Here is a 21,811-nt window from a genome sequence, read left to right on the forward strand (position 1 = left end):
GCATCCAATTAAAACCAAACTGTTCAATGGAAAGCCTCCCTTTAATTGGGAGGCTTTTCTTTTTTATGCAGTTATCTCTTTCTCATTCAGTGGTATCAAAACCCCTAGAACCACCATGGCCGCGCCACCGATTACGGTGAACAATACTCGCTGGGAAAAGATCAATTCAGCCATTTCCGGATTAAAAGGACCTACCGATACAGTAAGAATAAGCAGCATGATACAAGCCGTGGCAATGGTATAGTTGTGTTCGAGATACACAAGGATGCCGTAAAGCGAAGCGATGACCAAACCCCACATGGTTATTGTCATTGTCATGTCGGAGTTGAACGAGCCCAATAGCAATCCCACAGGCAAATAAACTAATGCGCCAAGCAAGGTTCCGTTCAAACGTTGCCAAGCTTTCGGTGCTAAATCTTTGCTGAACGGGCTGTGGATCATCATAAATAGGTAAGCACCTAAAACGGCTCCTGTGCCACCCCATATACCTAGCGACAGCACCAAGCCAATCCCTAGCGCCTTGCGGCTGGAGTACTTGAGATCAACACGACCAATTTTATGTGTGGTGTTCATCGAGCCATTCTGGGCGTTGGTGTTTCTCCAAACCAGCGTACTAGCAATGATCGCCACAGTGATGCCAAGCACAACCGATATTGAACGTTGAAGCATGAGTTCTGTGTCTGGGATATCTACCGGCATCATCATCGATAACAACATAAACGTCAGCGGCAGAATGTACTTCGGTACTCCTTGGTGGTGTTTATCACGCTCTGTTATGACGAGTAAGAAAGCAAACAGCGCACTTGTAAAAGGAGCATAAGCGATAGGCACCATGGAAAGTGGTACCGCAGTCAAAGTCATGACCAAAGGATGAAGGCTACCTAATAGCGTGTCCTTTGTTGTGCTGAATTTGAGATTGTATAGGTAGTGGATGATTCCCACTTCCACCGCCACAAAAGCTTCTCCGACATCATAAAAATATGCACTGATGATAAGCAGCACGATAGAAAGCAAAAACATGCGGTTGCCTAGCACAAGGTAAGGCTTTGGTGGGATGAATTTTTGAGCGAGTGAATCGAGCATGGCGTATTTCCCATCCTTCAGTGAATAACAATATGGAAGGCATGAGATTACCAATTTGATGAAATATTCATTGCCAGTTTGTGACAATAGTGATGAAAGCTTGAGCACTACAAAGAGCCCAAGCTTAATGCGACTACGCGGTCTTTTTGTCGCGAGATTCGAAGAAATAGGTCACAAATACCATGTATGCAACGACCAACACTAACTGCCATATTCGAACGTAAAACTTATCGTCTAGCGCACCGCTGCTCATGGAGGTGCCCATTAACACCATAAAACCCGTAAATGCAGTGGCGTAGATCGGGGCTTTGGCGGGCTCGGTGTAAATCTTGGAACCAAGTAACGTAATAACCACCAACATCACAAGCATGTAGATGTACATATTTGGCACCAGAGAAATGGTAACGAAGGCAGCGAAAGCGAGTAGTCCTCCTAACACATTACTGATAACAAAAAACAATGATGTCTTGCCCGCTTTGTCGCTGGTTGCCATCAGAGAAAGCAGCATGACAAACGCAACCGTGAGTAATATTTGTGACAGTTGGAAATAGAAATAAAAACAAACCAAGGGAAACGACATCATCCAAGCTCGAATCGCAGCATTCCAACGAACTTCTATGCTTAAGGGTGAAGGAGGGAAGCCAGCAAATTCAGTCGCATCCTCTTCTGGGAAGTAAACATGCGACACCCCGTAAAGCGCTACGGCGACGATACCAGAAAACGCAAAACCGATGCCTACGTCTAACGCAGCTTGCTTGTCGATGATAGTAACCGATGGAATCAAAATCAGGGCAATCATTAAGAAAGTGGCAAACATTACCCATTTCGGATCGGTGAATAGGTAATAGCTCCACAACATGCCCAACGACAGTACAGCCAGAAAACCTATTTTGTACTCTGGCAAGCCGCTCGATACCAAAAAGCCAATGACCGCGGTGGAGATCAACGCATAGCCAAGTTGTTTGACATGCAGGATATGAAAGTGCGGTTTATCGACGATGAATTTTGCAGTCAAAAGAGGCGTACAAAATGCTAAAGGCCAGTTAAACCATAACGCCATAAAAGTAGCCAAACCTACAGTGACAACATAGCGCAGGATTCGACGTTCTTGTGCTTGGGTCAGACTATCTAACATAAGAGAACACGCTCACTAGATTGATCCAAATCTTGCCCAGAAAGTTAAATAGAGCATTGCTCTCGGTGTAGGTCACCACATCTGCTTGTCCACCGATGCGCATGAAGTCAACCGCATGTTTATCATCGAGCTTAATGGTCACGGGCATACGTTGTGTATCACGTAGCCAACCATTTTGATTTTTTACGGTGGCTAAGGTGCCTGGCTGATTATTCGCGCCCCATGCAACCCCTAAATCTACAGAAGATACCGTGCCAGAGAAGGTTTGCCCGGGAGCATAATCGAGCGCAATTTCAACTTTATCCCCGGCGTTAATATTGCCCATGCTGTTTTCGCGGAAGAAGGCTTCAAGCCATAAACCGTCGCTTTCAACAAACGTCATCAAGGGAGAACCTGCCGTGGCATAAGCGCCTTGCGACAAATTAAAATTGGTCACAGCGCCATCAGAAGGTGCTCGCATTGTCGTGCGTGATAAGTTCAGTTGCGCTTGTTGCAGTTCCAGTAAAGCCGATTGGATCTGAGCGTTCTCTTCACCTTCAGCTCCCACCTGAGCTTTTGCTTTTTCTAGGTTCGCTTTTGCGTTAACGACATCGGCATTTGCTTTATCAATGGCTGCACGAGTTGTGTCTGCATCTGATTTTGAAACCACGCCTTTTTCTGCCATGGCTAAAACTCGTTGACCTTGGCGTTTAGCATTTTCTTGTGCCACGAGCGCGGTGGTCAATTGAGCTTGTGCCGACATCACACCTGCCATTTGCGAGCCAACATTCTGTCCTGCGATTTTGAGCTTTGCTTCCGCTTGCTTGACCGCAATCTGGTGATCGGTGGTATTAATTTGCAGTAGCACATCGCCTTTTTTGACTTCGGTATTTGGCTTAATGCTGACGCTGTCTACTTGGCCAGAAACTTGTGGGATCAATGAGACGACATTGCCTTCCACACGGACATTGTCGGTCGTCGGAATGATGCGATCTGCCACAATCGCTGTACCAATGGACACCATAGTGAGTGCCAATAATGCATTGGTTGTGCGCTTGACCTTATTAACAGGTTGCGGCGTCTGGCTTACTTGGTTTTCTGCTGCTGTCTCTGACATATTCACACTCACTGATGGTAGAAAAGAACGGTCAGAGTTTATGAACGACTCAAGATTGGCGCGAATTAAACTGAGACCGGTTGGCTTGAGTGTAAAAATACAGTGTGTGAGTAACTAAAAATTGCCATTACACGACATTTGCTAATTTTAAATTGTAGCTGGGTTGAGCAGAGGAGCGTAGACGCTCAGGCAAGATAAGTACGGGGCAGATACAAAAAGAGCCTCTCTTTGGAGAAGCTCTTCAGTGCGCTAAGTAACCGAGCAAATGGAATTGCTCGCCACTTAGTTGCTGTACATTTTTTCAAAGTTCTTTGGGTTCCAGCCAATCATGACTTGATCGCCAATCTTCAGCACAGGCACAGAACGAGCACCCAGTGCATCGAGCTCTTTGCGACCGCGTTGCATCTTTGCGTTGCACAAGCGGTAGTTAATATTTTTCGAATCAAGATAACGTTGAGCATCTTTGCAGTGCGGGCATTTGTCTTTGACGTAAAGAACGACACGTTTCATTCAATTTCTCTCCATTATCGTCGGGAGGCGAAGTTTAGCGAGGTTTCGCAACAAAGGAAAGCTCGAAACCTAAGATGAAACTCTTACTAATCTCGGGTATATTTAGCGCCTTTCTTTTGTCATAGCAGACTTAATACGCATGCATCCGTCACTTCGATACATTCAAGGTTATCCGCAGAACATTGTCGAGCAAGTCAGTTCACTCATCGACAGTGGTAAACTGGTGCCTTGGTTCGAAAAACGCTACCCAGATAGACACCAAATCAAAAGCGAAAAGGCACTCTACGAATACGCAATCGCGATCAAAAATCGCTACATGAAGAAAGCCGCGCCAATTAGCAAAGTGGTCTACGATAAGAAAATTCACGCTGTAAACAATGCGCTTGGTTTGCATAGCGTGATAAGTCGTAACCATGGTGGCAAGCTGAAATCGAAAAATGAGATTCGCATTGCAAACGTGTTTAAAGATGCACCTGAAGCGTTATTACGCATGCTGGTGGTGCATGAGTTGGCACATACTCGTGAGAAAAACCACGACAAAGCCTTTTACCAACTGTGCTGTTATATAGAACCTGAGTATCACCAACTCGAATTTGATGCTCGTCTGTTTATGATTTACCTCGATTTAAAAGCGAATTCGAATGAAGACCAATAATCACAACGCGAAACAAGCTCAGCCAAAATCGGCGAAGTCTAAGCCGAGCAAAGATGCCACCAAGATCAAACCAAAGCGTGTGAAAAATAAGCCGACAGCAAAAGCCGCAAGTGCAGCAAAAAACACTGGTCTGAAAACTAACGCCGCTAACAAAAGCAGCGATGTGGAAGTGTTCAAAATTGCTAAAAGTGGATTGCATGAACGCAATGCACATCGAGGTCGCTACGATTTCAAAAAACTGATCACAGCAGAGCCTCAGCTTAAATCATTTGTGATAAAGAATCCGAAAGGGGAAGACTCAATCAACTTCTCCGATCCAAAGGCCGTCAAGATGCTCAACAAAGCCTTGCTGGCGGCGCACTATGATATTGAATATTGGGATATCCCTGACACTTACTTGTGCCCGCCGATTCCTGGGCGTGCGGATTACGTTCATCGCGTAGCTGAGTTGCTCGATGGTGAAGTAAAAGGCAAATACGCCCACCATAAAGTGCGAGCGCTTGATGTCGGTGTTGGAGCAAACTGTATTTACCCAATCGTAGGTGTGACTCAATACGGATGGCATTACACCGGTAGCGATGTTGACCCAAAATCGATCGAATCAGCACGAGCAATCACAGAACGCAACGCCTCGTTAAACGGTAAGATCGAACTCGTACAACAAACCAGTGAGTCCAATATTTACCGCGGTATTATCCAGCCAAACGATTGCTACGATATTACGACTTGTAACCCGCCATTCCATCGCTCTGCTGAAGAAGCCGCGATGGGCAGTCAGCGTAAGCTGGATAATTTAAAAGCGAATCAGCGTAAAAAGGGCGTGAAGGTTCAAGCTCATCAAGCGAAAACGCCGCAAGTAAAAGCCAATAAACCAGCGCTTAACTTTGGTGGTCAAAATGCTGAGCTATGGTGTGAAGGTGGTGAAGCTGCGTTTATCCGTAAGATGGCGAACGAAAGCCAAGCATTCAGTGCGCAAGTGCTCTGGTTCACCACGTTAATCTCAAAGAAAGACAATGTTCGTCCGATGCGTAAACAACTTGAAAAGTTGGGTGTCAAAGCGATCCGAATCGTGGAAATGAGCCAAGGACAAAAAGTCAGCCGCTTTATAGCTTGGTCCTACATGGACAAATCGCAGCGTAAAGCGTGGATTGAATTAAAGTAATTATTCACAGCATACTGTTCTAACCATTAAAATAGCGCCACTCTGTTGGTGCTATTTTTTAACAATAAATTTATTGATTTAATATTTATAACAAATCTGGTTATTTTTCTGCTTAATAGATTTGTTTATAAGGGCTATCAACTTTAAATAACATGGGGTACTATTCCCCACAAGAAATAGTGTTAATACATGAATAGTTATGTCTGATAATGAACTGATCATTTTTCCTTGGAATCACAATTTTGAGACAGGGATTAAAAAGATCGATGAACAACATTACCATCTCTTTTTATTGGTAAATAAATTAGCCAATACGTTGATTTATGATGACCAAATAGAAGTTGATGGCGTGTTTAGTGAATTAAAGGACTACGCTCAATATCACTTTTCTTTCGAAGAAAGTATCTGGAACGAACACTTTCTCGATGATGTTTGGAATGATGATCACAAGAAAAGTCATGCGTCGTTCGTCAACGAAGTCATCAAGATTCAATGTGAATCTAAAACCCTCAACTGGCAAGAATCTATCGAACATATTCTGCAGTTCTTAATTCGTTGGCTCGTATTCCATATCATCGGCGACGACAAGAAAATGAGTGTCGCATTGAAAGAGTTGGAATCTACCGATTCTTTAGAGACGGCAAAAGTGAATGCGGTAGATACACTGCAAGGTATCAACGGTTTAGTCGCAGATACCGTGCTCAAAATGTATTTTGAAGTGTCTACTCAATCCATCGAGCTTGTTAGAGAAAAATATCGTCGTTTTGTGGCAGAAAAAGAGTTGAGATGTCTCAACAAAAAGCTGCAAGAACTTGCGATAACGGATGAATTATCGGGTCTGTACAATCGTCGATACTTCAACATCATGACGCCAGACATTCTTTCTAAAGCGCAAGCAGGAAAGCAAACTGTCAGCTTTATTTCCATTGACTTAGATTACTTCAAACAACTGAATGACGAGCTTGGTCACCTAAAGGGCGATGAGGCCATCACCAAGGTTGGGACGTTATTATCTTCGCAATTCAATGGTGTTGACGAAATCGCTTTTCGAATGGGTGGGGAAGAGTTTTTGATTGTGCTTGTCGACTCAGAGCATGAACATTGCGTTGAGCGCGCAGAGTCATTGAGAGAATCGATCTCTAAACTTTCAATCCTATGCGAAAATAATGCTCAGGCTCACTTGCTAACGAGCTCTATTGGCGTATTTAGTCAACGGGTAGAAACACACTTAGACATTCGATACTTCTTAGATAAAGTAGACCAGTGTTTATATAAAGCAAAACTGAGTGGAAGAAATAAGGTTGTTGCAGAGTCTATACTCATTATTGAATCTAAATAAAAACTACAGGTGATTTTTATAAATATAATAAAAAGGAAAAGTAATACCATAATTACCACTTTTCTTTTGAGAGGCTCTTAAAAATCAATAACAATGAATCTGATTTATTGAATGAGTTGAAGTTATCAGCGGCCCTCTGATTGAAAAGCAAACCTGTAAACCTTCATGACAGAATTTGTAATCTGTTTTTATATTTCTTTCTTTACCGTAGCTATTTCAGTCATTAATGATCATTCGCTTCGAACCGATGCAACTTCGTCGGTTTATCTGTTGAACCGACCCCATATTTACTGTTTGCTCAGTTATGAGAGCTCGCACTTTCAAACCGGACTTTTGTCCTGAAACTTTGCCCTGCTTCCTCATTATGATTGCGCCATCAGAACGAACGAGGAAAACATTATGACTGCTCATATCGCAGGTTCTGCAGAAGATTTTGCTTCAACAGTTATCATGCCGGGCGATCCGCTACGCGCGAAATACATCGCGGAAACCTACCTAGATGACGCCAAACTGGTTACGGACATTCGTAACATGCTGGGCTACACCGGTTATTACAAAGGTCAGCGCATTTCAGTGATGGGGCACGGCATGGGCATTCCATCAATGGTGCTTTACGGTCATGAACTGATTAATGACTTTGGTGTGAAACGCATCATCCGAATTGGCAGCATCGGTGCGACGCAAAAAGACGTTCACATGCGTGATGTTATCCTAGCTCAAGCGGCAGGCACAGATTCACCGACGAATGCTAAGCGCAGCAGTGGCTACCATATGGCAACGTCTGCAACGTTTGAATTGCTGCACAACGCTTACATGTCTGCGAAAGAGAAGGGCATAGATGTCAAAGTGGGTAACATCTTCACAGGCGATCTTTACTACGATCCGGATGAAGACATGATCCCAGCGCTAGAGCGCTTTGGCGTGCTTGGTGTGGATATGGAAGTGGCGGGCTTGTACGGCTTGGCACACCAATTCGGCATTGAATCGCTGGCGATTTTGACCGTGTCTGATCACTGCATTACTGGCGAAGAGACCACAGCAGAAGAGCGTCAGCTTTCTTTCAACAACATGATTGAAATTGCGCTAGAAACTGCGATTAAAGCTTAACCCTACAATTAAGTTTTCTTTGAGAGCTGGCTCGCTGGCTCTCTCTAATACTAAGAACATCTATCTATGAGCCCTTGGAGTGAATTATGAAAAATAAAATAACACTCACCGCAATTAGCTTTCTCGCCAACTTCATCATGGCGGGTTTTGCGACCCAATTTGGTATGTTGGTTGAACCGCTTGCCAACACCTTTGATGCGAACGTTAACGAAGTCGCATCGATTTTCTCGCTATTAAACGGCGGCGCACTTGCCGGTACTATCGCTGCTTTCTTTTTGATTGAAAAAGTCGGCATCAAACGCATGACCGTACTGTGTTACGGCGCGATTGCCGCGGCAGCACTGAGTCTATATGTCGCGCCTTCTCTGTTTATCGTGATGCTCGGCATGACCGTAATTGGCTTCTGTGGCGGTGTCGGTCTTTGTATCGCGGGTACTATCGTGGTATCGGTGTGGAAAGACAAAATTCAAAGCACCATGCTGGTGGTACAAGACGCGACCTTTAACATTGCAGGCGTCGTCTTCCCATTGATCACCACTTACGCGCTGACGAACGCAATGAACTGGAGCATCAGTTACTTAAGTGTGGGTGTAGTGGCATTGGCAACCATGTTTGTTGCTTTGCTGACCAACTTTAACCAATGCGGTGGTGAAAGCGGCTCTGAGCAAGAAGCTAAATCTGAATGGAACTTCGGCATCATCAGCGGTGGCGTAGGTTTGTTCCTAGGTATGCTTGCGTTGTACACCTTCCTAACTTGGGCACCAATGTTCGTGAAAGAGAAGTTTGATATTCCATTTGAGCAAGCAGGCAATATCATCACTCAATACTGGTCTGCCGCTCTGGTTGGTGCATTGGTTTCTACCGTGATTGTTTCGCGCATGAAGATTCAGACATTCCTACTGACTATCATCTCTGTTGCTATGGTGATCACTAGCGTTATCGTCACCACGGATAAACTAGAATGGCTGTCATACCTGACTTACGGTTACGGCTTTGCTTGTGCAGCGCTTTACAATGCTTTCATCGCTTACGGTGTTTCGTTTGTGCGCAATGCAACCAGCAAGAACGTGTCTTACATCTTAATCAGCGGCAGTGCGGGCGCGATGTTCAGCCCAGCTATCAGTTCAGTAATGGAAAGTGTGGTTGGTCTGCAAACCGTGATGTACGCCATCCCAGTTATCTACGCAGTAGTCGTCGCAATGCTGGTGGTTTCAATGAAGTTTAAGACACTAGAGCAAACGCAAACCGCTTAAATGAAATTAAGTACGAAAACAAAAAGGTCTGCACTGTGCAGACCTTTTCTCATTTACGATTGAAGAACTCAGCTATTCTTCAACAAAGTTACGTAGTCCTTCCAAGTCGAGAATACGTAATCCTTTCTTTTCTTTAGCGATAAAGCCTTTGTTCTCTAGTTCTTTCACAGCGCGACGATACACACGATCTGAGGTGGCAAATCGCTCCGCTTCCAAATAGTTCTTTTGGAATCCATCCACTGGCAGGTCATTTAAATACTGATGATAAATGTCGTACGCCACGTTATAGGTGATTGGGTAAAGTAATCGGCGAGAAAGAATCTCCACCGTATCTTGGTAATCAATAGCGATGGCGCTGGCAAAGTAAAGCGACAGTCGAGGCTGTTCTAACAAGCATTTTTGCAGCTTTTGCGCGTCAATAATCGCAACTTCAACCGGTTCTACCGGAACGATGTCCATTTGGCAGCGGTAGCCAGTAAAGAACTCCATTTCACCAAAGACTTGTTGTTCGCACTCAAGCGTGCCAAGCAGAAAGGTTTTGCCGTTTCTCGCCGTGACTCCCATGGAGATGCGACCGGAATCGACCAGATATAAGTTTTCGACATGCTCGCCTTGGGTGAGGAGCTTTTCGTTTTCATCAAAAATTCGGCGCGTACAGATGCAATCTCGAATCGTTTTTTCGATGAGATGTTTATCTTCACTCCATTGCGCCTCAAAGCGTCCTTTACCTAGGGTTTGTAACTGCATCGACGTACCTTAAATGACAATACCTGCGTGCTCAAAACGTGCCATTAATGGCTTGCTCTCTTGCTGATACCAGCTTGCCGGCATGTTGGGTTTTAGCTGGGCTTTTTCTTGTTTGCTGATCACAACATAGCGCAAAAACGTGTCGAGTGTGCTCGTCATTATTTCAAAGCTCATGTCGCCATCTTTACTGATGGTTTTTAATAGCCCAACGACCGTATCTTCCGGTATCAATGGTTCGATAACCGCATGTTTGCGCTCGGTAATCGTCTTAGAACAAGGTAGTGAAGCACGTGCAGTTTCCCAACACACTTTATTGGTTTTACTCACGAGGTTGTGTTTGTAGCAGTAATAGCTAAACAAAAAGCGTGACAGGTTCTGCCAGCGCTCAGCTTGGACTTCTAACCAAAGGTGTTGCAGCTCGATATCAGCGTCAGTCATGGGAATGCGTCAGAAAAGGAAAAGAGGGCGTAGTGTAACTGCGTTTAAGGTATTCGGAAAGTCACACGCATTTCGCCCTCTCTACGTTATTGCCTGATATTGCTTGGTCTCTTAACCCTGTCTTAACCAAGCCGCTGCTAATTTCCGTTCTCACACTGCTCCATCCTTGGGAGCGAATTCAAGTTAAGTGACGAAAACGTGTCATCTGATTGTGAGAAAGAAACATGTACAGAAAGTCTTTGGTTGCGGTGATGATTGCCGCCGCTCTTATAACTACAGGGTGCAATCCATCTTCCGCTTCTGAAGAAGCCAGTCAAGAAGGTCCGGCAGCATTTGCTCAGGTTGTAAAACTCTCTACTGTTGTTGCCAAATCCACGACTACGGCGTTGTATGAGCAAGTGCAAGGGCGCGTAAATCCCATCAAAATTGCGCAAATACGCCCTCAAGTCGAGGGGATCATCGAAGCAAGGTTATTCACCCAAGGGGACTTTGTGAAGAAAGGCACACCCTTATATCAAATCGATGCTGATTCCTACCAAATTGAAGTCGAAACCCAGCGTGCTAACGTGGTTGAAGCTGAAAACGCTTATAAAAAAGCACAAGCGCAATATGAGCGATTGAAAAAGCTCAGTGAGACTGATTTTGCCAGCCAGCAGAACTTAGATGATGCGCGTTTTAGTGTTGGTACAGCGAAAGGGCAATGGATGAGCCGCAAAGCGCAGCTTAATAAAGCCAAACTCGATTTAGAGCGTACCGTCGTAACCGCTCCAATTGACGGTGTGATAGGTGAAGAGCTGATCACTGAAGGTGCGTTGGTCAAGCCGAGTGACTCGTCGCCGCTAGCGGTGATTCGTAAGGTTGATCAAGTGTATCTCGATGTGCAAGTGCCGGCGTCTATGGCTTCTCGTTTAACCGATGACATCCATCAATCCGATCGCAGCTTAAAAGTGATATCGCCCGGCGGTCAGATCCTCTCAGGTAAGGTGGTCTATTCCGCTGTGTATGTGGATGAAGAAACCAGCAACGTGACCTTGCGTGCTGTCGTTGATAACACATCGCGAGGATTGTTGGTTGGGCAATTTGTACGAGCACAGATCCCCGTTGGCGAAGTTGAGGGTTTTGCTATTCCCAATTTAGCCGTGAAACACAAATCGACGGGCGAGGCTTACTTGTTGGTGGTGAAAAATGGGCAATTGGAAGAGCGGCTTGTAACGACCGATGGTAATACTGGCGGCATGACCCTAGTGACCAGTGGTGTCAATGAAGGAGAGCAAGTGGTGGTCGTTGGTGGTGAGAACGCTTTTCCCGGTACCAGTATCGAAACAATGGAATGGCACGACAATACTAAGCAGTTGAATGGGTAATCACTATGTCGCACTTTTTTATTCGCCGCCCCATCTTTGCGTGGGTGATCGGCATCCTTATTACGCTTTTGGGTTTAGTGTCGATTACGCAGCTCGCAGTGGAGCGATTTCCGTCGGTGAGTCAGCCTCAGGTTGACGTCTTTTTTAGCTACCAAGGAGCCTCGCCGGAAACCATCAATGACACCGTTATTTCGATCATCGAACGTGAGTTGTTTGGTACTGATGGCATTGAGTCGTTTACATCCAGCTCAGATTCGACTGGTAATGGGCAGATCAGCGTGAAGTTTGCCTACGGGACTGACCCTGAACTGGCGCAAATTGCGGTGCAGAACAAAATAAAAACCGTTGAGCCTCGTTTACCTCAAGACGTAAGACAAAGTGGTTTGAATGTTGAGTCGAGTTCAAGCTCCGATCTGATGTATTTAAGCGTGTACTCCAAATCAGGCAAGATGACAGAAGGGGCATTGAGTGACTTTTTAGCGCGCAATGTGACCGATGAAATCAAGCGTATACCTGGGGTTGGTAAAGTGACGGTTTACTCTGCCGAGCACGCGATGCGTATATGGGTCGATCCACAAAAGCTAGTTTCTTATGACCTTACCATGTCTGACGTGACGGGCGCCATCAGCGCGCAAAACGTACAAATCGCTTCGGGGCAAGTAGGGCAAGAGCCTGCAAAAGTAGGGCAGAAAACCGTAACGCCGTTGACCGCGTCGGGACAGCTCAAAAACGTCAAAGAGTTTGAGAACATCATTTTGCGCTCTTCGACCGATGGTAAACAACTGCGACTTAAAGATGTGGCGCGCGTTGAATTGGGGCAAGAAAGCTATAACTTTGGCAGTCGCATCAATAGCAAATCGTCGGCAAGTATCGGGATTAAGATGATGTCAGGCGCGAATGCGGTGGCGACGTCGAACCGCATTCATGCGCGGATGAAGGAGCTCAAGAAAACCTTTCCTGAAGACATCGACTACATGGCGTCGGGTGATGCAGCACCATTTGCGAAAATCTCCATTCAGAAAGTGGTTAAGACGTTGGTTGAAGCGATGATCTTGGTGTTTATCGTGATGTACCTATTTTTGCAGCGATTTACTTACACCTTTATCCCCGCCATTGTCGCACCGATAGCCTTGTGCGGTGCGTTCGTGATCATGAAGTTGATGGGCTTTTCGATTAATGTTTTCACTATGTTCGGGATTGTTCTATCGATCGGTATCATTGTGGATGATGCGATCATTGTGGTGGAAAACGTCGAACGCTTGATGGCAAAAGAAGGACTATCACCTTTAGAAGCGACTAAAAAAGCGATGAAAGAAATCTCCGGTGCCGTAATTGGGGTAACGGCGGTCATGGTGGCGGTGTTTGTGCCAATCTCTTTCGCTTCGGGGACGTCTGGGCAAATCTATCAGCAGTTTGCGCTGTCGATCGCTGTTGCGATTTTGTTCTCTGCATTTTTGGCGCTAACCCTGACGCCAGCGCTGTGTGCGACCATGTTAAAACCCATTAAGGAAGATGCGCACAAGCGTACGGGTTTATTGGGTTGGTTTAACCGCGCGATTGAATCCTCCACCCAGCGTTATGGCTCGTTGGTGGCGAAGACAACCAATAAAACGATGCGCATGATGGGGATTTACCTCGTGTTATCGGTGGGTGCGGTGTACATGTTCCAGCAACTCAACAGCACTTTCTTCCCAGAAGAAGATCAAGGTTACTTCTTTTCGTCGATCCAACTGCCAGCCGATGCGAGCCGAGAAAGAACCTTAGAAGTGGTTTCGATTGCTGAAAAGTTCCTATTAGCTCAGCCAGAAGTGCGCGCTTCCAACGTAGTCTTGGGCTTTAGTTTTGCGGGTTCCGGCTCCGGCTCTGCACTCATGATTACAGACTTAGTTGAGTGGGATAAGCGTGAGCGTTCGAGTGCGGACATTGCCAATGCATTTAACGCGTACATGAGTGAGCACTCTAATGACGGTGCGGTGTTTGCGGCTTTACCTCCTGCAATCCAAGGGTTAGGCGCAACTAATGGCGTTAGCTTCCAACTGCAAGATCGAGCAAATAGAAGTGCAGCCGATTTTGAGCAACTGAAACAGAAGTTCAACCAAGCATTGACGGCTCGACCAGAAGTGACAGGGCTGTTTTATAACGCAACTCCTTATACGGTAGGGCTGGCGTTAGATATTGACCGTGAAAAGGCAATGACGTTGGGTGTTTCGTTCTCTGACATTAGCGAAACTCTGAGCACCGCTATGGGGTCAAATTACGTCAATGATTTTCCAAACCATGGGCGGATGCAGAAGGTGATTGTGCAGGCGGACCAGAAATACCGCATGAACATCGAAGATGTTTTGGGCATTGCGGTGAAAAACAGCAGTGGAAAATTGGTCTACTTATCCGAGCTGATCAAAGCCGATTGGAAGTCCATGCCGCAACAGCTAACGCGATATAATGGTATGCAAGCGGCGGACACTTCTGCGATGGCGGCTGAGGGCTACAGCTCCGGACAGGTAATGAACGCAGTGTTAGAAGTCGCTAGCCAAGTCGATGACAGCGTGAGTATTGAATGGACCAACTTATCCAAACAAGAACGTCAGGCAGAATCTGAAGTGGAGATCTTGTTGCTGTTCTCTTTGCTGGTGGTGTTTTTAGTGCTTGCTGCGTTATATGAGAGCTGGACCATACCAATTGCGGTTGTCTTGGTCGCACCGCTTGGGCTATTGGGCTCTGCGTGGGCGGTATCATTAAGTGGGCTGCAAAACGATATGTTCTTTAAAGTGGGGTTAATTGCCCTGATCGGCTTATCGGCTAAAAACGCGATATTGATTGTTGAGTTTGCCAACCAACAACGCAAGCTAGGATTATCGGTTGCTGAAGCAGCAATTCAAGCGGCGAAATTGAGATTACGACCAATCTTGATGACCTCTCTGGCATTTACCTTTGGTATTGTGCCACTGATGTTCGCAAGTGGGGCAAGCTCAGAGATACAGAACTCACTCGGTACAGGCGTATTTGGTGGCATGGTATCAGGGACGTTATTAGCCTTGTTGTTTGTGCCGACCTTCTTTGTGTTTGTGAACAAGCTAACCAAAACTAAGCGTTAAGTCGCGTCAATGGTTAGCCAAGTAGGAGCGATGCCAAAGCAAGCTCGTGTCTAACAAGGCATTACTACGCTAGGCGATTCAAAAATAATAGGGGGCGAGTGAATTCGCCCCTTTTTGCGTTCAGTTAGGGTCGTCTTAACCCAACCTTAACCTGACCCTTTTTAGTATCCACTCTCGAAAAAAGCGAAAATAATAACGAGCATGGAGAGTGGTAGCGTGACGGTTCTTATCGGTAGTCGATTTGTTTACTCTTTTCTTGATGGCACCATTGTGGATACCGAGCAAGAAGAAGAGACAAAAGTGCTTGGCAAAAACAGCAATCAGTTACTTAGTATGATGATTGAACACCCAAACCAAACTCTATCGAGGCAAATTCTGTTTGATAGAATTTGGACGGATAATGACGTTAAAGTCACTGAAGCGAGTTTGACCCAAGCCATTGCAACGCTAAGAAGGACCTTGTGCGACAATCGTCAAAAGTCTGAGTATATTCTTACTGTGCCTAAGTGCGGTTACCGTTTCATCGCTTCTGTCGAGTGTTTGCCTCCAGACAAGCTCATTGTTGAAGAGAGCCTTAAACAGCAAACACAAATCGAGATGCCTTCTTTGCATCGTGAAGAGACCACTTATGCGGTCGAGTTTTATCAAAATACCAAAAGTTGGTTAAGTAAAATTAGGGACGCTTTTGCGATATGGTAAAACACAGTCCAAAGCGTTCATTCGACCAACTAAACAACATTTAAGGGGATTTCATGTCATCCAATCACTTACAGCTTCTCATCGTAGAGGATGATCACGACCTTGCGAGCGCTGTGATTGACTATCTCGCCTTGGAAGACATCCATTGCGACTATGTGGCGAACGGCGTGGCATGCTTGCAGATGATTGAAAAAACCGACTATGACGTGATCATTTTGGATATCAATTTGCCAAGAATGAACGGCTTAGATGTGTGTGAAAGACTGCGAGAGCAAGGGTTGGAAACGCCAATCATCATGCTCACAGCATTAGACTCGCTGAGCGACAAACTTGCGGGATTTTCGCGCGGGGCAGATGATTACCTTATCAAACCTTTTGCGATGGAAGAGTTGATTGCCCGAACTATTGCCCTATCTAAACGGCGTAGCGCGCAAAACACCAAGTTAACCATTGCCGATCTGACCATCGATGTACAAAAGAAGACCGTGAATCGAGCAGGGCAGTCCGTTTTACTGTCTCCGATTTCTTTTAAGATATTAGAAGTGCTGATGCGTGAGAGCCCAAATCCTGTCACTCGTGAGCAGTTGATGTACAAAATTTGGGGTGAAGAACAGCCCGACAGCAACAGCCTTAAAGTTCACATGTTTAACCTGCGTCAGCGCGTCGACCAAGGACACCAGAAAAAGCTCATTAAGACCGTGGTGAAGCAAGGCTTTGTAATCTCAGAAGGAGATGTGTCGTGAAGATCAGACCCAGTATCCGTTTATACAGTTTTTTTGCGGTATTACTCACAGGCGTTACGACAATCGTGGTGTTGTCCGTTTTAACTATGCACTACTTTTTCTCCGGCATGGACATCGCACTAAGAGACTCGATGTTCTCTCACGCGATCTCTATAGAGACCCAACCTGGAGAACCAGTAAAAATCAGCGACTTTACCATTGCTTCACGTTGGCGCGATCTGCCCCAAGATGTGCGTGAGAATATTCCTCGTGATAGCTTGGAAACGAATACACTTACCAACTATTTTGTTGATGGTTCGATCTTCTCGCCACCCAAAATGGCATTGTTTGCGATGAAAGTGCAGCATAATGGCATGCTGAAATATGTCTCAGTGTCTTTCTACGACAGCTCTGAGCAGTTCCCCGTTGATGATGAGTTTCCTCACTTCTTCATTATTTTTTCTACCGCGTTGGTGGCGATATTGCTGTTCTATTTGGTTTTGATCATCATCTTTCGCAAGGTCACAACACCTGTTGAACAGTTAAAGAATTGGGCAAAGAACATGACGACGGATCAACTTAGTCAGCCTATTCCAGATTTTCACTACAGCGAGCTCAACGTGCTGGCGAATATCGTTAAATCAAGCATGGAGTCAGTGCAGCAAAGTGTTGAACGTGAGAAAAAATTTCTTGCCTACGCGAGTCATGAGCTAAGAACACCTATTGCGGTCACCAAAACCAATACCGAACTGCTAAAGAAGATGTGTGAAAAGCAAGTTGAGGTGGAAAAACAACAGGAGGTGCTCAGACGGATATCGCGTGCAAATGCGACGATGACCGACTTAACAGAAGCAATACTGTGGCTCAACCGAGGTAACGCGCCTCAAATCCCTGCCAAAGAAGTGGTGTTGGGAGATTTATTAGCCCAAATCATTGATGAATTGTCCTATTTGCTGCAAGGCAAGCAAGTAACCGTTGATATTATTACTGATCGACAACAAGTGTTATTGGTCGAACCGTTAGCGCGAATGGTTTGCACCAATCTGGTTCGCAACGCTTTCCAACACACGGCAGATGGTTTTGTGCAAGTAAAGCAAGAGGGCAGCTCGGTGGTGATATTCAATCAAAGTGCAACTCAAGATGCAGAAGAGAACAATCTCGGTTTTGGCTTAGGGCTTGAATTGACTGAACGAATCATCAAGCAGAACAACTGGCTGTATAAAAACCGAGCCATTGATAATGGTCATGATGTGTTCATTGATTTTGCTGCAGTTGGGTCCTAGTTTTTAGCATTGTGCCTGAGCAGTAAACGCCCAACAGACTAAAGAAAAGAATATTGGGCGTTGCATGATCATGCTAAACGTTACTATTTAACTAGAAGTGTCCCAAATACTGCCAATCAGCGTTATTTGGGTTGGCCTCCGTTGGCCAAGGAAAGTACCAGTACTTGCCGTCAATGAGGCGGTAGTAATGGTAACCACCACGGAAGTGATACACGTAAATATCGTTGATGGCACCCGTGTTGTTGTTCTCGCCCCAAACCCCCATGCGATCTTGCTTGTGCCAGTTTAAGATCTCGGCATCAAACTTAGCTAGGTCAATGTTGAGCTCAGCAATGTACTGTTCAATATCCGTATCGCTACCAATAAAGCGCCAATCAGCGTCAGAGGTGTTTTGAACTGGCAACGCGCTGTTCACTCCCGGACGTTTTTGCATAAAGTAACGGCGCTCACCGCTTTCATCGGTATCAATGAAAATAGCGTTCTCAGATTGACCCCATGTTGTTGAACTCGCTTGTTCCCAAGTTAGCAATTGAGGTTGATTGAAGTAGCTGGCAACACGCTGTGCATTGTCGATGTTACTACGATCGACTTTCAGTGGGTTAAAATCAAACTGGACATGGTTTTCCGCTGAGCCTAGGTACTTCCAGCCTTCATTGTCTGCTTGGTTGGTTGGGAAATCCGCCGCAGAGATGTCACGCATTAGGAAGTAATCGCGAGTGCCGGTGACTGGGTTAGGGTACACGTAAAGTGCACCAGCGCGGCGTTCTGCGCTTGTCTCACCATTGTTCAGCACACCCGCTCCGTAGTTGTCTGCTACGAACTTGTCGAAGTCAGCCACAAAGCCAAAGTCGACGCGGTTTAACGCTGCGTTGTCGGCAAACATGACTTGTTCATCAATGTATTGTTTGTAACCGTGCTCCTGACCAACAAAGATAGGACCAACAAGCTTGTCGATCGCTGGGTTTTGATCAGGGATCAAACTATCTAGCACTTGCTCACCATTCACGTCAGTACAACTTAAGGTGACACGAGTCGGTAGTGGCAGCTGCTCTAGGTTAAAGTGGAACTTATTGCTTTGTGAGTCGTTTAATCGGCTACTTGCAACCGCAATGTTTTGTACTGAGCCATCCTGACGCTCCACCGTAACCGCACAGCTACGTTGAGAGATCATACTCGGTTGATGCATTCCACCTTGATGTCGAGCGTAACGCCAATCCGCTCCGTTGTTGTGTTTCACGCCACTAAACTGCTGGCAGTGGGAAGAGGTAAAATAGCCGGCACCGTCATGGCTCGTGCCAGATTTATCAAGCACGCAAAGTGGCACTTCGCCAATTTCGGTGTTCGGCGTGTAAGTCACAGCACCTTCACCGTATTTAGACAGCAACGAGTAGTCATGATCTTGAGAAATCATGTGCTCACGCTGACCATTGATGTTCCAGTACATGTCTTCGCTGCTTTCACAACGCATCATATCTTCACTGACGCTACCGACGAAGTTTGCACTTTCGCCGTTGTTTGCCGTGTAGGTGAACTGACAAATACGAGCTTGCTGATTGTTGACCTTCATCGTCTGCCACAAATCTTGTTGAATTTGTTCGTCAGACAAAGAAGACACCGCTTGCCAGCCTTCCGGATGATAAGTTATGTCTGGTGAAGAAGGCAGCTCAAACACGTTGCCGTAGTTGGAGTAAATCAGTGGGTAAACTTGGCTTGCAAGTTCGTTACGCGGATCGTAAATGCCCAACATAGTGACAACAGGCACGCCTGCCGCGCTAGGTACTGGCGTGTCGGTTTGTGCTTCTTCGTAACTTTGGCTTTCTTGATTCCAACGAACATAACCAGTCGAGCTGTTTAAATCGACGTTAAAGCCGTTATTGAGCCAAGTTTGTACACGGCGAGACTGAGAAGGGTGCTCTAACGTGTAATGACTAATGGTGCCCAATAGCGCAGCTTCGCCACCGGCTTGAGCGTCACGCATAAAGCGGAATTCACCAGCAAATGGTGGCACCACTTCGCCACCCACATCGTTAGTCGTGGCTTCACCTGTCCAGTGTAAGTTACCAATAAAGCGGCGATGCAGAGCATCCCAACCCCAACCAGATTCCAAATCGTGCGTAGAAGCATACCAAGGGTAGTGACCCAGACCGTAGTTATGACCCAGTTCGTGCGACCATTCGTTACCGGTTGTCGCTGTTAACGTCACGATGCCACCGCCGCCACTGCCACCATGGTCAATAATGCCATTGGTGTACACGCCGCGGTTGGTGTGCGCGGTAATGTGATTGAAGCGTTTATTGTAAGCTTGCGAATAGCCGGCACTATCGGTAATGCCGACGTTCGCATTATTCACACCTGTAGATACCAGTGCTTTACCAATGGCTTCACGCATGTCACCGCCGTGCCAGCCACCTTCACCATCGGAGCTTGTGGTGTAAACCTTACCGTTTGGCAGCGTCACTTTCGGGAAATAAGCGGCAGTGTAATCTGCCATCACCAGTTTAGATGCTGGGATTTTCTGGAAGTAATCGGCGCTGAGTTTTGCCATGTTTTTGATCATGGTGTTGCCATCACGTGGCGCTGTGAGCATACCCATGTCGATGTTTTGAATGATAAGCTCCGGCGCGCCGCCAAAGACAAGTTCATTGGCAGCTAAGTCGCCTTGGCGATCAGTGTTATCGGTTAAGCGCAGCGACAAGCCTGGCTTCATCCAATCCCATTGCAACGGCAGTGACCACGCGTGATGGGAGAATACCACTTTAGAACGTCCATTATCTGGCTGATCAGAAGCTGCAAGCGCGTTTGGTGGCAGCATTGGGAGGCGAGTGATTACAGTGCCTTCAAAGCTCACTTCTACCCAAACTTGTTGAACGGTTTTATCTTCTGGCGTGAATAAAAGCAGAGCTTCACGGTCGATCACCAAGTCAGGGAACAGGTTCACATCGTTTTGATTCGGGGCGGTGGTAGTATGGGTTTGAGCAAAATGGATAGAACCAGTCAAATCGCCATTCAAGTGATTGTCTAACGGCAATTCGTCTGCGTAACCAAGGCGTGCAGCACTTGTCGTGAACTCAATCTTTTGTGGCTCGATACAATCGATCGCATTACACGAAGAAAGCTCCGCCGTGTACCGAGTGTCTGGTTTCAGGTTACCAATGAACAAGCCAGATTGAACGTTGTCATAACGAACGGGCTCTGAACCTGATTCGGTCAACGTCAAAACCACATTGTCATTCGCGTTTTGCGTAGCCCATTTTAGCTGAACACCTTGATCTGAAACGCTGGCTACGTTCAATGCATTGATGCTTGGCGCAGATAGGTCACCACAATCAGAAGTCTCGATGTTTTGAATCATATCTGACTGCCAAATGTATTCGCCATTTGGACGCTTAGAGCCGCGGGCAGCAGGGATATATTCTACGTAGCAACCTGTGTCGTCTGGGTTCATCACGCCAAACTCTTTGTGCATCAGGTAGAAGCCGCCGTTGTACATGATGAACTCCCATTCAGGACCGACGAAGTCCACCACATTGCGGTAGGCTTGGTCTTGATCGCCGAATAAGAATGGGAACTTAGGGTAGCCATCAAAGTTCACCCAGTATTCATAGCCTTGGAAATCAAGGTAGGTTTCGCCATCGCGTTGAGACGTACCTTGACCTTTGTCTGCTAACTGCTTGAGCATTTCTATGCGTTCAAAGGTTTGGTTTCCGATTTCGACCAAGGTTAGGTCGTGGTTCGCGTTTGCGAAAGTGGCTGTACTTCCTAATAAGGATGAGATCAGCCAAGCGAGCGTGTTTTTCTTCATATTAGACTCTACTTTTGCCAATTGAATAGACATTTATGTGTCGCCAGAAGCTCGACACAGTATGGAGGGGGATTACATAAGCACTCTTAATGCAAGTGACTTATGGATTTGATTATCTGATGGGAACCGCCGACGAAATAGATAGCATGAATTATGCCTGTGATTTTGCTTCCAGCTCTGATTTGATCACGAAAGCAGATTGGTACCTTATGTCCAAATTCACATTTATCCATCTATACAAAATGACGTTTTCTATGTATGCGTACGCCATGTTGCTCTGGGGAATCGTTGTTTTTTGGTGGCTTAACTGCGTAATAGAAG

At 46.0% G+C, this 21,811-nt stretch carries 17 protein-coding genes; 10 read left to right on the forward strand and 7 right to left on the reverse strand.

The features are described 5' to 3' along the window. Nucleotides 1-63: 63 nt before the first annotated feature. From VJL_RS00790 to VJL_RS00805, 4 genes are all read right to left on the reverse strand, one after another. Nucleotides 64-1,083, reverse strand: coding sequence for an FUSC family protein (locus VJL_RS00790; protein ID WP_038874772.1), 1,020 nt, complete (start codon nt 1,081-1,083; stop codon nt 64-66). Nucleotides 1,084-1,216: 133 nt separating this feature from the next. Next, nucleotides 1,217-2,218: a DUF2955 domain-containing protein gene (locus VJL_RS00795; RefSeq protein ID WP_038874774.1), complete on the reverse strand. Its 1,002-nt coding sequence runs from the start codon at nt 2,216-2,218 to the stop codon at nt 1,217-1,219. Next, nucleotides 2,208-3,314, reverse strand: coding sequence for an HlyD family secretion protein (locus VJL_RS00800; RefSeq protein WP_038874776.1), 1,107 nt, complete (start codon nt 3,312-3,314; stop codon nt 2,208-2,210). Before VJL_RS00800 ends, VJL_RS00795 begins: the two co-directional genes overlap by 11 nt. A 282-nt stretch (nt 3,315-3,596) precedes the next feature. Then, nucleotides 3,597-3,824, reverse strand: coding sequence for a glutaredoxin family protein (locus VJL_RS00805; RefSeq protein WP_038874778.1), 228 nt, complete (start codon nt 3,822-3,824; stop codon nt 3,597-3,599). Nucleotides 3,825-3,963: 139 nt separating this feature from the next. Here VJL_RS00805 and VJL_RS00810 point away from each other — a divergent pair, with 139 nt between their 5' ends. From VJL_RS00810 to tsgA, 5 genes are all read left to right on the forward strand, one after another. Continuing rightward, the gene (locus VJL_RS00810; RefSeq protein WP_038874781.1) at nt 3,964-4,479 is read left to right on the forward strand and encodes a M48 metallopeptidase family protein; all 516 of its coding nucleotides are present in this window, start codon (nt 3,964-3,966) and stop codon (nt 4,477-4,479) included. Further along, entirely contained in the window at nt 4,466-5,641 is a 1,176-nt protein-coding gene (rlmF, locus tag VJL_RS00815) for a 23S rRNA (adenine(1618)-N(6))-methyltransferase RlmF (protein WP_038874782.1), read from the forward strand. Before VJL_RS00810 ends, rlmF begins: the two co-directional genes overlap by 14 nt. A gap of 199 nt (nt 5,642-5,840) precedes the next feature. Beyond that, nucleotides 5,841-6,980: a GGDEF domain-containing protein gene (locus VJL_RS00820; protein ID WP_038874784.1), complete on the forward strand. Its 1,140-nt coding sequence runs from the start codon at nt 5,841-5,843 to the stop codon at nt 6,978-6,980. Between the two features lie 396 nt (nt 6,981-7,376). Continuing rightward, a complete protein-coding gene (gene deoD, locus VJL_RS00825) occupies nt 7,377-8,087 on the forward strand; it encodes a purine-nucleoside phosphorylase (protein ID WP_370445480.1) in 711 nt (236 codons plus the stop codon). Between the two features lie 86 nt (nt 8,088-8,173). Continuing rightward, nucleotides 8,174-9,340, forward strand: a complete 1,167-nt coding sequence (gene tsgA / locus VJL_RS00830) for an MFS transporter TsgA (RefSeq protein ID WP_038874786.1) — start codon at nt 8,174-8,176, stop codon at nt 9,338-9,340. Between the two features lie 72 nt (nt 9,341-9,412). On the opposite strand, the gene VJL_RS00835 is transcribed toward tsgA, so the two are convergent. Next, complete coding sequence (locus VJL_RS00835) at nt 9,413-10,087, reverse strand: Crp/Fnr family transcriptional regulator (protein ID WP_038874788.1); 675 nt, start codon at nt 10,085-10,087, stop codon at nt 9,413-9,415. Nucleotides 10,088-10,096: 9 nt separating this feature from the next. Then, entirely contained in the window at nt 10,097-10,525 is a 429-nt protein-coding gene (locus tag VJL_RS00840) for a hypothetical protein (RefSeq protein WP_038874790.1), read from the reverse strand. A gap of 224 nt (nt 10,526-10,749) precedes the next feature. On the opposite strand from VJL_RS00840, the gene VJL_RS00845 reads away from it, so the two are divergent. The 5 genes from VJL_RS00845 (at nt 10,750) to VJL_RS00865 (ending at nt 17,688) form a co-directional block, all read left to right on the forward strand. Beyond that, nucleotides 10,750-11,889, forward strand: a complete 1,140-nt coding sequence (locus VJL_RS00845; RefSeq protein ID WP_038874792.1) for an efflux RND transporter periplasmic adaptor subunit — start codon at nt 10,750-10,752, stop codon at nt 11,887-11,889. A gap of 5 nt (nt 11,890-11,894) precedes the next feature. Next, entirely contained in the window at nt 11,895-14,984 is a 3,090-nt protein-coding gene (locus VJL_RS00850) for a multidrug efflux RND transporter permease subunit (RefSeq protein ID WP_038874794.1), read from the forward strand. A 216-nt stretch (nt 14,985-15,200) separates the two neighbouring features. Then, nucleotides 15,201-15,683, forward strand: coding sequence for a winged helix-turn-helix domain-containing protein (locus VJL_RS00855; protein ID WP_227740400.1), 483 nt, complete (start codon nt 15,201-15,203; stop codon nt 15,681-15,683). Between the two features lie 53 nt (nt 15,684-15,736). Then, nucleotides 15,737-16,426, forward strand: coding sequence for a response regulator transcription factor (locus VJL_RS00860; protein WP_038874798.1), 690 nt, complete (start codon nt 15,737-15,739; stop codon nt 16,424-16,426). Then, entirely contained in the window at nt 16,423-17,688 is a 1,266-nt protein-coding gene (locus VJL_RS00865) for a sensor histidine kinase (RefSeq protein ID WP_038874801.1), read from the forward strand. Before VJL_RS00860 ends, VJL_RS00865 begins: the two co-directional genes overlap by 4 nt. Before the next feature lie 91 nt (nt 17,689-17,779). On the opposite strand, the gene VJL_RS00870 is transcribed toward VJL_RS00865, so the two are convergent. After that, nucleotides 17,780-21,490 carry a M66 family metalloprotease gene (locus VJL_RS00870; RefSeq protein WP_152436607.1) on the reverse strand — a complete coding sequence of 1,237 codons (3,711 nt, stop codon included), beginning with the start codon at nt 21,488-21,490 and terminating at the stop codon, nt 17,780-17,782. Nucleotides 21,491-21,811 lie beyond the last annotated feature (321 nt).

The sequence above is a fragment of the Vibrio jasicida CAIM 1864 = LMG 25398 genome, assembly GCF_000400365.1.
GTDB lineage: Bacteria > Pseudomonadota > Gammaproteobacteria > Enterobacterales > Vibrionaceae > Vibrio > Vibrio jasicida.

Coding starts and splice junctions, on each gene's coding strand:
- VJL_RS00805 (WP_038874778.1), bottom strand. CDS start 3,824: ATGAAACGTGTCGTTCTTTACGTCAAAGACAAATGCCCGCACTGCAAA.
- tsgA (WP_038874786.1), top strand. CDS start 8,174: ATGAAAAATAAAATAACACTCACCGCAATTAGCTTTCTCGCCAACTTC.
- VJL_RS00870 (WP_152436607.1), bottom strand. CDS start 21,490: ATGAAGAAAAACACGCTCGCTTGGCTGATCTCATCCTTATTAGGAAGT.
- VJL_RS00835 (WP_038874788.1), bottom strand. CDS start 10,087: ATGCAGTTACAAACCCTAGGTAAAGGACGCTTTGAGGCGCAATGGAGT.
- VJL_RS00810 (WP_038874781.1), top strand. CDS start 3,964: ATGCATCCGTCACTTCGATACATTCAAGGTTATCCGCAGAACATTGTC.
- VJL_RS00860 (WP_038874798.1), top strand. CDS start 15,737: ATGTCATCCAATCACTTACAGCTTCTCATCGTAGAGGATGATCACGAC.
- VJL_RS00795 (WP_038874774.1), bottom strand. CDS start 2,218: ATGTTAGATAGTCTGACCCAAGCACAAGAACGTCGAATCCTGCGCTAT.
- VJL_RS00790 (WP_038874772.1), bottom strand. CDS start 1,083: ATGCTCGATTCACTCGCTCAAAAATTCATCCCACCAAAGCCTTACCTT.
- VJL_RS00845 (WP_038874792.1), top strand. CDS start 10,750: ATGTACAGAAAGTCTTTGGTTGCGGTGATGATTGCCGCCGCTCTTATA.
- VJL_RS00820 (WP_038874784.1), top strand. CDS start 5,841: ATGTCTGATAATGAACTGATCATTTTTCCTTGGAATCACAATTTTGAG.
- VJL_RS00840 (WP_038874790.1), bottom strand. CDS start 10,525: ATGACTGACGCTGATATCGAGCTGCAACACCTTTGGTTAGAAGTCCAA.
- VJL_RS00800 (WP_038874776.1), bottom strand. CDS start 3,314: ATGTCAGAGACAGCAGCAGAAAACCAAGTAAGCCAGACGCCGCAACCT.
- VJL_RS00850 (WP_038874794.1), top strand. CDS start 11,895: ATGTCGCACTTTTTTATTCGCCGCCCCATCTTTGCGTGGGTGATCGGC.
- rlmF (WP_038874782.1), top strand. CDS start 4,466: ATGAAGACCAATAATCACAACGCGAAACAAGCTCAGCCAAAATCGGCG.